The organism is Stenotrophomonas sp. 8(2023) (assembly GCF_030345295.1).
GTDB lineage: Bacteria > Pseudomonadota > Gammaproteobacteria > Xanthomonadales > Xanthomonadaceae > Stenotrophomonas > Stenotrophomonas muris.
In genome coordinates this window covers 2,122,575-2,136,023 of the sequence record NZ_CP128404.1, presented here as the reverse complement: position 1 = coordinate 2,136,023, position 13,449 = coordinate 2,122,575, and the positions used below count along the sequence as shown (strand labels likewise).

Genomic DNA, 13,449 nt, shown 5'->3' with positions numbered 1-13,449 from the left:
CAGACAGATACCAAGGGGAACCCGCACCGTGCAGACCACCGACCACCCGAGTTCTCCGACCGCCACCCCGCCGTCTTCGCCCCGTGACCACAGCATGAAAATCAAACGATTCGTCGCCGCCGACATGCGCTCGGCCATGAACCTGGTGCGCAAGGAACATGGTCCTGACGCCGTGATCCTGTCCAACCGCCGGATCGAGGAAGGCATCGAGATCGTCGCCGCCGCCAACTACGACGAGAGCGCCGTGCAGCGTGCACTGGAAGCCTCGCGCCGTGACGTCGCACCGCCGCCGGCACCCAAGCCGCGCACCGCCGCCGACGCGGTGATCGCCGCCGTCACCCGCCGCCGCAGCAGCACCCCGGCGCCGGAACCGGTCGCGGCCACCACCTCGGCAGTGGCCGCCCTCGCCCGCGCCGCCGTCGGTGCCACCGGCCGCACCCTGGACAGCGCCGACGAGATCGTGCCGACCCGGGGCAGCACCGGCTTCGCCGCCACCCTGGCCCGCGCCGCCGTCAACGAACCGGCACCGCCGGACCAGATCTTCGCCCCGTTCGCCGAGGCCATCGTTGCACCGGCCGCCACCGTGCCGGCCAACCGCGCGCGCTTCCAGATCGACCCGCCGCACGAGGCGCATCACGAAAGCGTGGCCCCGGCCGTGCTGCCGCCGCCGCTGCCGACCGCTGCCGTGATCGACGCGCAGCCCGGGATCGCCGCCAGCGAACCGGCAGCGGTCGAAGCCGCTATCGAGGCCAGCCCGGCCCCCATGCTGGCCCCGGCACCGACGCTGACCGTGGTTGCCCAGGACGACGCCGAGATCCGCCAGCTGCGCCAGGAAGTGGCCGGCATGCGCCAGGTGATCGAGCGCGAGATGAACCGCTTCACCGATGAGCGCCTGCGTGGCAGCCCGGTGCGCGCCACCGCGCTGGACCTGATGGACGAGTACGGTTTCGACGCCGGGCTGGCCCGCGACGTGGCCATGCAGATCCCGCTGGAAACCGAAGCCCATCGTGGCCGCGGCCTGATGCTGGGGCTGATCTCGCGCAAGCTGCCGATCGCCCCGGTCGACCCGCTGGAAGAAGGCGGCGTGATCGCGCTGGTCGGCCCGACCGGCGCCGGCAAGACCACCACCATCGCCAAGCTGGCCTCGCGCTTCGCCGAGAAGCACGCCCCGCGTGACGTCGCCCTGGTCACCACCGACACCACCCGCATCGGCGCCCGTGAACAGCTGTATGGCTACGGCCGCCAGCTCGGCATCGCCGTGCACGAGGCCAACAGCGGCACCGACCTGGACCAGCTGCTGGAACGCTTGAAGGACTACAAGCTGGTGCTGATCGATACCGCCGGCCTGGGCCCGCGCGACCGTGCCCTGGCCGCCCAGCTGCAGTGGCTGCGCGCCGCGCGCCAGGTGCGCACCCTGCTGGTGCTGCCGGCCAACACCAGCTTCGGCGACATGGACGAGGTGGTGCGCCGCTTCGGTGCGGCCAACCTGCAGGGCCTGGTGCTGAGCAAGCTGGACGAGACCGGCCGCTTCGGCAACGCCCTGTCGGTGGCCGTGGACCACGCCCTGCCGATCACCTGGGTGACCGATGGCCAGGACGTCCCGGAGGACCTGCACCGGGCCAGTGCAGCCAATCTTGTACTTCGCCTTGAAGATTTGCGCCGAGCGGCCGATATGCCCTGCAACCCGGAGTTGAACCATGCCGTCGCGTGAGTACGCCAAGCTGACCAAGACCTTCCCGCTGTCGGCCACCCGCAGCGAGCCGCTCGGCCCTGTGCGCACCATCGCGGTGACCGGCGGCAAGGGCGGCGTGGGCAAGACGAATGTGTCCGCCAACCTGGCGGTGGCGCTGGCGGGCATGGGCAAGCGCACGCTGCTGCTGGACGCCGACCTCGGCCTGGCCAACATCGACGTGATCCTGGGCTTGAACCCCACCTTTACGCTGGCCGACCTGGTGGCCGGCCGCTGCTCGCTGGACGACGTCATCGTCGAAGGCCCGAACGGCGTGCTGGTGGTCCCGGCCGCTTCCGGCCGCCGGCACATGGCCGAGCTGGCCCCGGCCGAGCATGTCGGCCTGGTCAACGTGTTCTCCGAACTGGAACGCGAGCTGGACATCATGGTGGTCGATACCGCCGCCGGCATCACCGACGGCGTGCTGACCTTCTGCCAGGCCGCGCAGGACACCGTGGTGGTGGTCTGTGACGAACCGGCCTCGATCACCGACGCCTACGCACTGATCAAGGTGCTGTCGCGCGAGCGCGGCGTGGACCGCATCCAGGTGGTGGCCAACATGGTGCGCGACCCGAACGAGGGCCGCGTGCTGTACGAGAAGCTGACCCGCGTCTGCGAGAAGTTCCTCGCCGATGTCTCGCTGAACTACCTGGGCTGCGTGCCGCAGGATGACTGGCTGCGCCTGTCGGTGCAGCGCCAGCAGCCGGTGGTGAAGGCCTATCCATCCAGCCCGTCGGCGCTGGCGATCACCGAGATCGCACGCCGCACCGCGCGCTGGCAGGCACCGACCGAACCGCGCGGTGGCGTCGAGTTCTTCCTCGAACGCATCCTCAAGCAGCGTGGGGTGGCCGCATGAAAGGCGCAGCCCACCAGTACAGGGAAGTCCAGCGCTCGGCGGCCAACGAGGTCATCGCCCAGCATTCGGACCTGGTGCGACGCATCGCCCACCACCTGGCCGCGCGCCTGCCGGCCAGCGTCGAAGTCGATGATCTGATCCAGGCCGGCATGATGGGCCTGATCGAAGCCTCGCGCAGCTACGACGCCGACCAGGGCGCCTCGTTCGAGACCTATGCCTCGATCCGCATCCGCGGCTCGATGATCGACGAGATCCGCCGTGGCGACTGGGTGCCGCGCTCGGTGCACCGCCGTGCCCGTGATGCCGCCGCCACCATCCGCCGCCTGGAACAGAGCACGGGCCGTGCCGCCAGCGCCACCGAAGTGGCCGCCGCGATGGAGATGCCGCTGCCCGAGTACCTGAGGCTGATGGAAGACGCCGCACGTGGCCAGGTGCTGAGCCTGGAGTCGCGCATCGAAGACCAGGGCGAACTGGATACCGTCGCCCAGGGCGGCCCGACCCCGCAGCAGGTGCTGGAGCGCGGCGAGTTCGGCCGTGAGCTGGGCAAGGCCATCGGCCACCTGCCCGAGCGCGAACAGCTGGTGCTCTCGCTGTACTACGAGCAGGAGCTGAACCTGAAGGAGATCGGCGCGGTGCTCGGCGTGAGCGAGTCGCGGGTCTGCCAGATCCATGGCCAGGCCGTGCTGCGCCTGCGCGGCCGCCTGAAGATTTTCGAGGCCGTCGACGCCGGCCTGGAAGAATGAACATCCCCGAGGCGACTGCCCCCGGCCGCCCGGAATGAACAACAAAGGAACTCTGCTTTGAACAAGAACATGCGCATCCTCATCGTCGACGACTTCTCGACCATGCGTCGAATCGTCAAGAACCTGCTGGGCGATCTGGGCTTCACCAACACCGCCGAAGCCGAGGACGGGCATGCCGCGCTGTCGCTGCTGCAGAGCCAGCCCTTCGATTTCGTCGTCACCGACTGGAACATGCCGGTGATGACCGGCATCGAACTGCTCAAGGCGATCCGTGCCGACGCCAAGCTGAAGACCCTGCCCGTGCTGATGGTCACCGCCGAAGCCAAGCGCGAGCAGATCATCGAAGCGGCCCAGAACGGCGTGAACGGCTACATCATCAAGCCGTTCACCGCGCAGACGCTGGAAGAGAAGCTGGGCAAGATCTTCGAACGCCTGGCGGCCAGCGCCTGATGGATACCACGGTCGACAAGAACGCCCTCGCCCTGCGCCTGCAGGAAGCCCTGGATGCCCTGGAGTCCGGTGACGAAGCCGCCTGGCGGCAACGCATCGACGGACTGGTCGCGCTGCGCACGCAGCCGATGATGAGCGGCCTCTCGCGGCTGGCCCGCGAGCTGGGGCAGGCCTTGGGCGAACTGCCGACCGTGCCCAGCGAGGCCGGCGAACTGGACGATGCGTGCGCACGTCTGGACCACGTGGTGGCGATGACCGAACAGGCTACCCACCGCACCCTGGACCTGGCCGAGGAATGCCGCAGCCTGACCGAGCAGCTGCGCGCCGAAGGCCTGCAGCCAGGCCAGGACGTGCAGCTCGAGCGCATCCGCCACAACCTGACCGAGATCGCCCTGACCCAGAGCTACCAGGACCTGACCGGGCAGATCATCCGTCGCGTGGTCGGCATCGTCCGCCGCGTGCATGAAGGCTTCGGCGCGCTCGGCCTGCCGCCGGAACAGCATCGCACCGACCCGGAACTGGCCGGGCCGGCACTGAAGGGACTGGACCGCCACGCGGTCTCGCAGAACGACGCCGACGACCTGTTGTCGGATCTGGGGCTGTAAGCATGAGCGCGGTATCCGACGACATCACTGCCGATTTCATCATCGAGGCACAGGAAATCCTGGATCGCCTCGGCGAACAGCTGGTGTCGCTGGAGCAGGCACCGCAGGACACCGAACAGCTCAACGCGGTGTTCCGGGGCTACCACACGCTCAAGGGCGGCGCGGGTTTCCTCGGTGTCACCGCCATGGTCGAGCTGTGCCACGCCGCTGAAGAAGCGCTGGGCGCTGCACGTGCCGGCCAGGCCGTGCTGCAGGCCCATCACTTCGACGCCGCCCAGCAATCGCTGGACTACCTGCAGTCGATGCTCGATGCCGTGTCTTCCGGCACCGAGCCGGGCTATGCACCGCCGGACCTGATCGCCCAGTTCGACGTGCATGGAGGTGCAGCAGCGCCTGCCGCCGCTGCCGCCGCACCGGCGGCCGGTGCCGGCGACCTGATCACCGACGACGAGTTCGAGGCGCTGCTCGACCAGCTGCACGGTGGCAACGCACCGACTGCGGTGGCGCCGGCAAAGAAGGCCGACGACGGCCTGATCAGCGAAGATGAGTTCGAAGCCCTGCTCGACCAGCTGCACGGTGGCGCCGCACCCGGCGCCAGGCCCGCGGCTGCGGTGGCGCCGGCACCGATCGCCGCCCCGCGCCCGGCCGCCGCACCGGCACCGGTGGCCAAGCCGGCCGCCAAGCCGCTGGCCGAAGCCGAACACACCGTGCGCGTGGACACCAAGCGCCTGGATGCGATCGTCAACCTGATCGGCGAACTGGTGCTGTCGCGCAACCGGCTCAAGACCCTGCGTGCGCGCCTGCGCGACGAGGAGCTGGACCGCGCCGTGTCCACCCTGGACATCGCCACCGCGCGCCTGCAGTCGGCGGTGATGCGCACCCGCATGCAGCCGGTGGGCAAGGTATTCTCGCGCTTCCCCAAGGTCGCCCGCGACGTCGCCCGCTCGCTGAAGAAGGAAGTGGACCTGGAGCTGATCGGCGCCGAGACCGAGCTCGACCGCAACCTGGTCGAAGCGCTGGCCGACCCGCTGGTGCACCTGGTCCGCAACGCCATCGACCATGGCGTGGAAATGCCCGACCTGCGCGAAGCGCAGGGCAAGCCGCGCATGGGCCATGTGCGGTTGTCGGCGCAGCAGGAAGGTGACTACGTCAGCATCGAGGTGCAGGACGATGGCGCCGGCATCGATCCGGAAAAGCTGCGCGCGAAGGCACGCGAGAAGGGCCTGATCGATCCGGAAGCCGCCGCCCGCCTGAGCAGCGAGGAGTGCCTGCACCTGGTGTTCCTGCCCGGCTTCTCGACCAAGCAGCAGGTCACGGATATTTCCGGGCGCGGCGTCGGCATGGACGTGGTGCAGTCGCGCATCCGCGAACTCAGCGGGCAGATCCAGATCCAGTCGGAGCTGGGCCGCGGCAGCCGCTTCCTGATCCGCGTGCCGCTGACCCTGGCGATCCTGCCGACCCTGCTGGTGCAGGCCGGCGAGGACGTCTATGCGCTGCCGCTGGCGCGCGTGATGGAGGTGCTGCACGCGCCGCGCACCTCGCTGGGCTGGTTCGATGGCCGTGCCGTGCTCGACCGCCGTTCGCACACGCTGCCGCTGGTCGATCTGCGGCAGTGGCTGGATGTGACGCCGGCCGCATCGACCCTGCTGACCATCGTGGTGCTGCAGGCCGGCGAAGCGCGCTTCGGCCTGGTCGTGGACCAGGTACGTGGGCGCGAGGAAGTGGTCATCAAGCCACTGCCGAAGGCCCTGCGCGGCCTGCGCGGTTACGCCGGTGCAACCTTGATCGGCGATGGTCGCATGGCGCTGATCCTGGATGTGGATGGCCTGCGCAGCCCGCACGACTGACCCGCTTGCTGAACCCGTAAAACCGTGAAGTCGCACCAGTAGCCCGTACCGGTGTCTCAAGTCCCATTCATACAAGCCGATACCGGATCCATGGATAGACTCAGCCTCATTGGACTCTTTCTCGCCCTGGCCTCGCTGGTCGGTGGCAGCATCCTCAAGGGCGCCGGCCTGGCGTCGTTGTGGTCGCCTGCGGCGTTCGTGATCGTCATCGTCGGCACCGTTGCCGCGATCCTGCTGCACACCTCGCCGGCGGTGTTCAAGCATGCGTTCAAGATCGTGCGCTGGGTCGTGCGCCCGCCGCACAGCGATCGCCGCGAACTGATCCAGCAGATCGTCGAGTGGAGCAACATCGCCCGCCGCCAGGGCCTGCTCGGCCTGGAATCGCAGGTGGAAGCGCAGCAGGACCCGTTCCTGCGCAAGGGCCTGCAGCTGCTGGTGGACGGTGTCGAGCCCGAATCGATGCGGCACATGCTGGAAATCGAACTGGGCAGCCAGGAACACCAGGACCAGGCCGGCGCCAAGGTGTTCGAAGCGATGGGCATCTACGCACCGACGCTCGGCATCATCGGCGCCGTGCTGGGCCTGATCGCGGTGATGAAGAACCTGGCCGACCCGAGCAAGCTCGGCCACGGCATCGCTGCGGCGTTCACCGCCACGATCTACGGCATCGCCTCGGCCAACCTGCTGTTCCTGCCGATCGCCGCCAAGCTCAAGAGCGTGATCTCGCACAACACGCGCGACCGCGAAATGGTCATCGAAGGCCTGATCTCGATCGCCCAGGGCGAGAACCCGCGCAACATCGAAACCAACCTCTCCGGCTTCCTGCACTGACATGGCCCGCCGCAAGCACCACGAAGAGCACGCCAACCACGAAGCATGGGCGATCCCCTATGCCGACCTGATGACGCTGCTGCTCGCCTTCTTCGTGGTCATGTACGCGATCTCGTCGGTGAACGAGGGCAAGTACCGGATCATGGCCGACGCGCTCACCGATGCCTTCGGTGGCGCGCCGCGCACGATCAATCCGGTGCAGGTGGGCAACAAGCAGGTGCAGGGTGGCGGCTGGGACAGCCCGTCGGTGATCAAGTCCGGCACCAAGATCGGACCGTCCGCGCCGGCGCCCTCGCACGACCCGACGCTGCTGCCGTCGATGGCCTCGCAGATGCGCATGCCGGTGTCGGTGCACAACCAGGAGCAGATCGCCCGTGCCGAGCGCCAGCTCAACACGATTGCCGACCGCCTCACCGCCGCCCTGGCGCCGCTGATCGACCGCGGCATGATCAGCGTGCGCCGCACGGAACTGTGGATCGAGGTCGAGATCAACAGCGACATCCTGTTCCCCACCGGCTCGGCCGCACTGGACGTACATGCACGGCAGACCCTGGCCAGCCTGGCCGAGGTGCTGCGCGACGTGCCCAACAGCGTGCGCGTGGAAGGCCACACCGACAACGTGCCGATCGCCACCGCCACCTTCCCTTCGAACTGGGAGCTGTCGGCCGGGCGCGCCGCCAGCGTGGTGCATCTGTTCGCCGACCAGGGCGTGCAGCCGTCGCGGCTGGCGATGGTCGGCTATGGCCAGTTCCGCCCGCGCGAAGAGAACGACAGCGCACAGGGCCGCAACCGCAACCGCCGGGTGATGGTCATCATCCTGGCCGACACCTCGCATTCGGTGGACCCGCTCGGCCAGCGCCTGAACGCAGCCACCGGCGCCACCGGCAGCACCGTCACCGAACAGGCCGCCGCAACGCCGGCCAGCGCCCCCACCTCCCCCATCGCACCGGTGACGTTGCCACCGGTGCCGGCTGGCAGCCGCGTCGGCGCCGCCGTTCCCCCGGCAATGAAGGAGTAATCCGATGCGCATCTGGGCAGTCGCCAACCAGAAGGGCGGAGTCGGCAAGACCACCACCACCCTCGCCCTCGGCCGCGGCCTGGCCGCGCTCGGCCATCGCGTGCTGCTGATCGACCTCGATCCGCATGCTTCGCTCAGCCGCGCCTTCGGCGTGCCGGTGGACCCGCCGCCGGCCGGCGTGCTGGAACTGTTCGGCGCACCGCCAGCGGACCTGTCCGGCCTGTGCCATGCCAGCAACATCCAGGGCCTGGACTACGTCTGCGCGCAGTCCGCGCTGGCCACGCTGGAACGCCGTAGCGCCAACCAACCCGGCCTCGGCCTGGCCCTGCAGAACGCGCTGGCGCGCCACCAGGGCCAGCACGACTACATCCTGCTGGACTGCGCACCGACGCTCGGCCTGCTGATGATCAACGCACTGGCTGCCGCCGATCGCCTGATCATTCCGACCCAGGCCGAGCCGCTGGCGCTGCACGGCCTGGATGGCATGGTCCGCACCGGCGAGATGGTCGAGCGTTCGCGCCGCCGGCCGCTGCCGATCTCGATCCTGCCAACCCTGTTCGACCGCCGCACCCGCGCCGGCAACGAGTCGCTGCGCACCATGCAGGACCGCCATGGCAGCCGCGTCTGGGAAGACGCGATTCCGATCGACACCCGCATCAGCAACGCCGCCGGGCTGACCCTGCCGAGCGTCGGCGAAGACTACCCGGGGCGCGGCCTGGCCGCCTACCGGCGCGCCTTGAACTGGATCCTCGGCGAGGATGCCCGCGCCCTGGAGCAGGCCGCATGAACAGCACCGGCATCCTCGACGACTACCTGGACGAACTGCTGGGCGAGGCGATCGCCCCGGCCGCCGCTCCCCTCCCCGCGCCAATCAGCACCGCCCCGGCCACGGCCACCGAAGCCGCCGCCGAACGCGAACCCACCTGGGATGACCTGCCGGCCGAGGTGATCTACGAAACCGAAACCGAGAGCGTTGCCGCTGCCCCTGCCGTGGACAATGCCGCACTGGAAGCCGCTTTCGATGCCGCGTCCGCGCCCGTCAGCGTGATCGATGCCGAACGCGAACCCACGTGGGACGACCTGCCCGCTGAAGTGATCAACGAAACGGATGCCGTCGTCGCGGCCCCGGCCGAGGATGAGGCTGCACTGGAGGCCGCCTTCGAGGCCGCCGCCGCGCCGGCCAGCGCCGGGTCCACCGAACGCGAGCCGACCTGGGATGACCTGCCCGAGGTCATCCACGAAACCGCGCCGGCACCCGCTGCGGCCGCTGCGAACACCGGCCCGGAACCCACCTGGGACGATCTGCCGGACGAAGTGATCTACGAGACCGACCCGGCGGACAGCCATCGTCTCGCCCACACCGACAGCCCCGGCCTGCAGGCCGCCTTCGAGGCGGCCGCTGGTGGCGAAGACGTGCCTGCGCCGCCGCCCGCCGTGGTCGCAGCGCCGGTGCCCCCCCCGGCGGCACGCCCTGCACCGGCCCCGGCCGCACGCGCCGCCACGCCGCCGCCGCGCGTCGCCGTCGATGCACCCGCAGGCAACCGCCCCGGCACCTGGCAGGAGCTGCAGGCGCAGGCCCACCAACCGGCCCGCAGCCCGCATCCGCAGAACCGTCGCGCCGGTGAACGCACCTCGCGCTGGCTGCGCCTGCGCTGCGGCACCCAGGCCTATGCGCTGGAACTGCTGAAGGTCCAGGAGGTCGTGCTGCCGGTGCCGCTGCTGCCGTTGCGCGGCACCGCTGCCGCCATGCTGGGCATCATGAACCTGCGCGGCCAGGTGGTTCCGGTGATGGATCTGGGCCTGCACCTGGGCGCGGCTGCCGCCGAGGACGACGCCCAGACCCGCATCGTGGTGCTGGAAGAAGACGGCGAGACCATCGGCCTGCGCGTGTCGGCAGTGGAAGATGTCGCCAACCTCACCGATTCGCAGATCGAACCTCCCGATACCGCACGCATCTGCCAGATTTCCAACGACCTGTTCCGCGGCGTGGCCCGGGTCAGCCAGCGCCCGATGATCCTGCTCGACGCCACACGGCTGTTGAGCTGACCCCCAAAAAGGGGACGGAGGGGATTAAGTCGCAAGTGGCTCGGCGCTTGGCGCCGAAGCGGTGCCTGTCGGGGACGCAAGGAGTTGATCCGTTGGATCAACACCTTACATCCCCACTGCGCGGTCGCCGTTGCCGAGGGGGCTGCGGCAGAGCCAGGTCGCTTGCGACTTAATCCCCTCCGTCCCCTTTTCAACAGCGACCGCATCGACGCACCGCGTCGATTCTTCTAAAGAACCCCACCGGGGTGCCGTTATGGATCACGGAACCGTTTGTCCGGAGCAACGATGAGCACTGTCGAACTGGGTGGGGATCTCGGCATCGAGAGCACTACCGAGCTCAAGAACCGCCTTGCCCCCCTGGTGGAGCAGGCAGGCGAGCTGACCCTGGATGCCAGCCAGGTCGCCCGCATCCACACGGCCGCCGTGCAGGTGCTGTGTGCGTTCGTGCAGGCCCGCCGCGAGGCAGGCCTGGGCACCGGCTTCCACGGTTGCACTGCAACCTTCCGTGACGCCGCGCGCCTGCTGGGCGTCACCCAGGCCCTCGGCCTGGACGTAACCCATGACAACCTGAAATCTGTGGAGAACGCTGCATGAGCGCACGTATCTTGGTGGTGGACGATTCGGCGTCGATGCGCCAGATGGTGTCCTTCGCCCTCACCTCGGCCGGTTTTGCCGTCGAAGAAGCTGAAGACGGCGCGGTCGCGCTCGGTCGCGCCAAGGGCCAGCGCTTCAATGCGGTGGTTACCGACGTCAACATGCCGAACATGGATGGCATCGCGCTGATCCGCGAACTGCGCCAGCTGCCGGACTACAAGTTCACCCCGCTGCTGATGCTGACCACCGAATCTGCCGCCGACAAGAAGTCCGAAGGCAAGGCCGCTGGCGCCACGGGTTGGCTGGTCAAGCCGTTCAATCCCGAACAGCTGGTCGCCACCGTGCAGAAAGTGCTGGGCTGATCGCCCGGCACCGCTCCCCCTCTTCGCTTCCGGACCACCACTGCCATGAGCATGGACCTGCAACGCTTCCACGCCACCTTCTTCGAGGAGAGCCGCGAAGGCCTCGACGCGATGGAGGCTGGCCTGCTGGCCCTGGAATCGGGGCAGCAGGACGCGGAGATCATCAATTCGGTGTTCCGCGCTGCCCATTCGATCAAGGGCGGCGCCGGCACCTTCGGCTTCGACGCGATCGCCGGCCTGACCCACGTGCTGGAAACGCTGCTCGATGAGCTGCGCGCCGGCAAGCGGGCACTGGAAGGCCACGCCGTCGACGCCATGCTGTCTTCGGTGGACGTGCTGCGCGCCCTGCTGCGCGAAGCCGAACATGGCCAGGCTGCCGATCCGGCTGCCGTCGCTGCGGTGAAGGCACGCCTGGAAGCGGTTCTGTCCGGCCAGGCCGCAGCGAGCGCCCCGGCGGCCGCCGCAGCCAAGGTGGACGATACGCCGGAAGCCTGGCAGATCGGCTTCACCCCGGCGCCGTCGCTGTTCATGAGCGGCAACGACCCGCTGCGCATCATCCGCGAACTGGAACACCTCGGTTCGCTGCAGGTCGCCGCGCGCATGGACCGCCTGCCGGGCTTCGCGCACCTCGATCCGCTCGAAGCCCACCTGGCGTGGGATCTGGGTCTGGTCGGCAAGGTGCCGCGCAGCAAGATCGAAGACACCTTCGCGTGGGTACTGGACGACTGCGAGCTGGACATCCGTCCGGCCGCACCGCCGAGCCTGGCCACCCAGACGCCGGCCGCGGCTGCTCCCGCTCCGGCGGCAGCGTCGCCGTCGGCACCCGCCGCGCCTGCCGCCAGCGGTGGCGCCAGCCAGGAAGCGGAAACCTCCATCCGCGTCAGCGTCGACAAGGTCGACGCGCTGATCAACCTGGTCGGCGAACTGGTCATCACCCAGGCCATGCTCAAGCAGGTCTCGCATGCGCTGGACCCGGTCCACGCCGAGAGCCTGTTCGCTGGCCTGGACCAGCTTGAACGCAACACCCGCGACCTGCAGGAAGCGGTGATCGGCGTGCGCATGCTGCCGGTCGATGCGGTGTTCCGTCGCTTCCCGCGCCTGGTCCGCGACCTGTCCAGCCGTCTCGGCAAGCAGGTGCGGCTGCGCACCGTCGGCGAAGGTACCGAGCTGGACAAGGGCCTGATCGAGAAGATCGCCGATCCGCTGGTGCACCTGGTGCGCAACTCGATCGACCACGGCCTGGAAATGCCCGACGTGCGCCGCGGTGCAGGCAAGGACGAAACCGGCACGATCACCCTGGCGGCCTCGCACCAGGGCGGCCACATTGTCATCGAAGTCAGCGACGACGGTCGCGGCCTGGACCGCGCCAAGATCCTGGCCAAGGCCACCGAGCGCGGCCTGGCGGTGCCGGACAACCCGACCGATTCGCAGGTCTGGGACCTGATCTTCCAGCCCGGCTTCTCCACGGCCGATGCGGTCACTGACCTGTCCGGTCGTGGCGTCGGCATGGACGTGGTCCGCCGCAACATCCAGGCGTTGGGGGGCGAGGTGCAGATTGAAAGCAGCCTCGGCGCTGGCACCCGCACGCTGATCCGCCTGCCGCTCACCCTGGCCATCCTCGATGGCATGACCGTGGCGGTAGCCGGTGAGACCCTGATCCTGCCGTTGGCCTATGTGCTTGAGGCGTTGCAGCCGCAAGCCGAGGACATCCGCAGCATGGCCGGCGAAGGCCGCGTGCTGCGCGTGCGCGGTGAATACCTGCCGATCCTGTCGCTGAGCGAGTACTACGGCTACGGCAACCGTGCACCCGGCAGCGAATCGCTGGTGGTGGTGGTCGAAGGCGATGGCCAGAAGATCGCCCTGGAAGTGGACGAACTGGTCGGCCAGCAGCAGGTGGTGGTGAAGAACATCGAGAACAACTACCGCCGCATCGGCGGGGTGTCCGGTGCGACCATTCTCGGCGACGGCCGCGTCGCATTGATCGTCGACATCGGCGGGCTGGTGCGTTCACTGCGGATGCCGCAGGCCGCCTGATCCACACTGCATGCGTGTACTGGACCGCCGCCCTTCGGGGCGGCGGTTTTTGTTTGCGCGCTCCATTCCGGCCGGGGCCGGATGCCCTTTCGGGGAAAAGGGATCTGACCCCATCCGTTCTGTGAACTCCGTCGACGCGATGGTTTCGCGCGCAACTACGCCATGCAAGCGAAAGCCCCGCCGCTGCGCCACTTCCGCACCGTCATCCCTACGCCACCGAATGTGACATGCGTCCATAAAGTCCATCCGGACTGCGCCGCTATTTCGCTTTGACGGCCGTCACCGAACCCCACCGGGCACCACCGTTCGCTCTGCAACCACCCCCAAACCGGCG

At 68.8% G+C, this 13,449-nt stretch carries 12 protein-coding genes and 1 pseudogene; all 13 read left to right on the top strand.

Annotated elements, in window-relative coordinates:
* The first annotated feature begins 94 nt into the window (after window positions 1-94).
* Window positions 95-1,711 carry a flagellar biosynthesis protein FlhF gene (gene flhF / locus QP609_RS10050; protein WP_046430441.1) on the top strand — a complete coding sequence of 539 codons (1,617 nt, stop codon included), beginning with the start codon at window positions 95-97 and terminating at the stop codon, window positions 1,709-1,711.
* Window positions 1,698-2,585 (top strand): P-loop NTPase, encoded by an 888-nt coding sequence (locus QP609_RS10045; RefSeq protein WP_005416424.1) that lies wholly within the window; start codon window positions 1,698-1,700, stop codon window positions 2,583-2,585. The genes flhF and QP609_RS10045 overlap by 14 nt, the downstream gene beginning before the upstream one ends.
* A complete protein-coding gene (locus QP609_RS10040; RefSeq protein ID WP_014647032.1) occupies window positions 2,582-3,328 on the top strand; it encodes an RNA polymerase sigma factor FliA in 747 nt (248 codons plus the stop codon). The genes QP609_RS10045 and QP609_RS10040 overlap by 4 nt, the downstream gene beginning before the upstream one ends.
* 57 nt (window positions 3,329-3,385) lie before the next feature.
* On the top strand, window positions 3,386-3,778 hold the full coding sequence (gene cheY / locus QP609_RS10035; RefSeq protein WP_005413247.1) for a chemotaxis response regulator CheY: 393 nt from the start codon (window positions 3,386-3,388) through the stop codon (window positions 3,776-3,778).
* The gene (locus QP609_RS10030; protein WP_049441909.1) at window positions 3,778-4,383 is read left to right on the top strand and encodes a protein phosphatase CheZ; all 606 of its coding nucleotides are present in this window, start codon (window positions 3,778-3,780) and stop codon (window positions 4,381-4,383) included. The genes cheY and QP609_RS10030 overlap by 1 nt, the downstream gene beginning before the upstream one ends.
* Window positions 4,384-4,385: 2 nt before the next feature.
* The gene (locus QP609_RS10025) at window positions 4,386-6,230 is read left to right on the top strand and encodes a chemotaxis protein CheA (protein WP_069116912.1); all 1,845 of its coding nucleotides are present in this window, start codon (window positions 4,386-4,388) and stop codon (window positions 6,228-6,230) included.
* Window positions 6,231-6,320: 90 nt separating this feature from the next.
* The gene (locus tag QP609_RS10020) at window positions 6,321-7,061 is read left to right on the top strand and encodes a flagellar motor protein (RefSeq protein WP_005409527.1); all 741 of its coding nucleotides are present in this window, start codon (window positions 6,321-6,323) and stop codon (window positions 7,059-7,061) included.
* 1 nt (window position 7,062) lies between these two features.
* A pseudogene (motD, locus tag QP609_RS10015) lies at window positions 7,063-7,908 on the top strand (flagellar motor protein MotD); the annotation flags it as partial.
* A 175-nt stretch (window positions 7,909-8,083) separates the two neighbouring features.
* A complete protein-coding gene (locus QP609_RS10010) occupies window positions 8,084-8,866 on the top strand; it encodes a ParA family protein (protein ID WP_014647028.1) in 783 nt (260 codons plus the stop codon).
* Window positions 8,863-10,125, top strand: a complete 1,263-nt coding sequence (locus tag QP609_RS10005; RefSeq protein WP_197621607.1) for a chemotaxis protein CheW — start codon at window positions 8,863-8,865, stop codon at window positions 10,123-10,125. Before QP609_RS10010 ends, QP609_RS10005 begins: the two co-directional genes overlap by 4 nt.
* 285 nt (window positions 10,126-10,410) lie before the next feature.
* Window positions 10,411-10,719 carry an STAS domain-containing protein gene (locus QP609_RS10000; RefSeq protein WP_014647026.1) on the top strand — a complete coding sequence of 103 codons (309 nt, stop codon included), beginning with the start codon at window positions 10,411-10,413 and terminating at the stop codon, window positions 10,717-10,719.
* Window positions 10,716-11,081 carry a response regulator gene (locus QP609_RS09995; protein ID WP_005409521.1) on the top strand — a complete coding sequence of 122 codons (366 nt, stop codon included), beginning with the start codon at window positions 10,716-10,718 and terminating at the stop codon, window positions 11,079-11,081. Before QP609_RS10000 ends, QP609_RS09995 begins: the two co-directional genes overlap by 4 nt.
* 45 nt (window positions 11,082-11,126) lie before the next feature.
* Window positions 11,127-13,115, top strand: coding sequence for a chemotaxis protein CheA (locus QP609_RS09990; protein ID WP_197621608.1), 1,989 nt, complete (start codon window positions 11,127-11,129; stop codon window positions 13,113-13,115).
* Window positions 13,116-13,449: the final 334 nt, after the last annotated feature.

What these genes read in the sequence shown, in the direction of transcription:
- flhF (WP_046430441.1), top strand. Translation starts at nt 95, where the DNA reads ATGAAAATCAAACGATTCGTCGCCGCCGACATGCGCTCGGCCATGAAC.
- QP609_RS10045 (WP_005416424.1), top strand. Translation starts at nt 1,698, where the DNA reads ATGCCGTCGCGTGAGTACGCCAAGCTGACCAAGACCTTCCCGCTGTCG.
- QP609_RS10040 (WP_014647032.1), top strand. Translation starts at nt 2,582, where the DNA reads ATGAAAGGCGCAGCCCACCAGTACAGGGAAGTCCAGCGCTCGGCGGCC.
- QP609_RS10030 (WP_049441909.1), top strand. Translation starts at nt 3,778, where the DNA reads ATGGATACCACGGTCGACAAGAACGCCCTCGCCCTGCGCCTGCAGGAA.
- QP609_RS10025 (WP_069116912.1), top strand. Translation starts at nt 4,386, where the DNA reads ATGAGCGCGGTATCCGACGACATCACTGCCGATTTCATCATCGAGGCA.
- QP609_RS10020 (WP_005409527.1), top strand. Translation starts at nt 6,321, where the DNA reads ATGGATAGACTCAGCCTCATTGGACTCTTTCTCGCCCTGGCCTCGCTG.
- QP609_RS10010 (WP_014647028.1), top strand. Translation starts at nt 8,084, where the DNA reads ATGCGCATCTGGGCAGTCGCCAACCAGAAGGGCGGAGTCGGCAAGACC.
- QP609_RS10005 (WP_197621607.1), top strand. Translation starts at nt 8,863, where the DNA reads ATGAACAGCACCGGCATCCTCGACGACTACCTGGACGAACTGCTGGGC.
- QP609_RS10000 (WP_014647026.1), top strand. Translation starts at nt 10,411, where the DNA reads ATGAGCACTGTCGAACTGGGTGGGGATCTCGGCATCGAGAGCACTACC.
- QP609_RS09995 (WP_005409521.1), top strand. Translation starts at nt 10,716, where the DNA reads ATGAGCGCACGTATCTTGGTGGTGGACGATTCGGCGTCGATGCGCCAG.
- QP609_RS09990 (WP_197621608.1), top strand. Translation starts at nt 11,127, where the DNA reads ATGAGCATGGACCTGCAACGCTTCCACGCCACCTTCTTCGAGGAGAGC.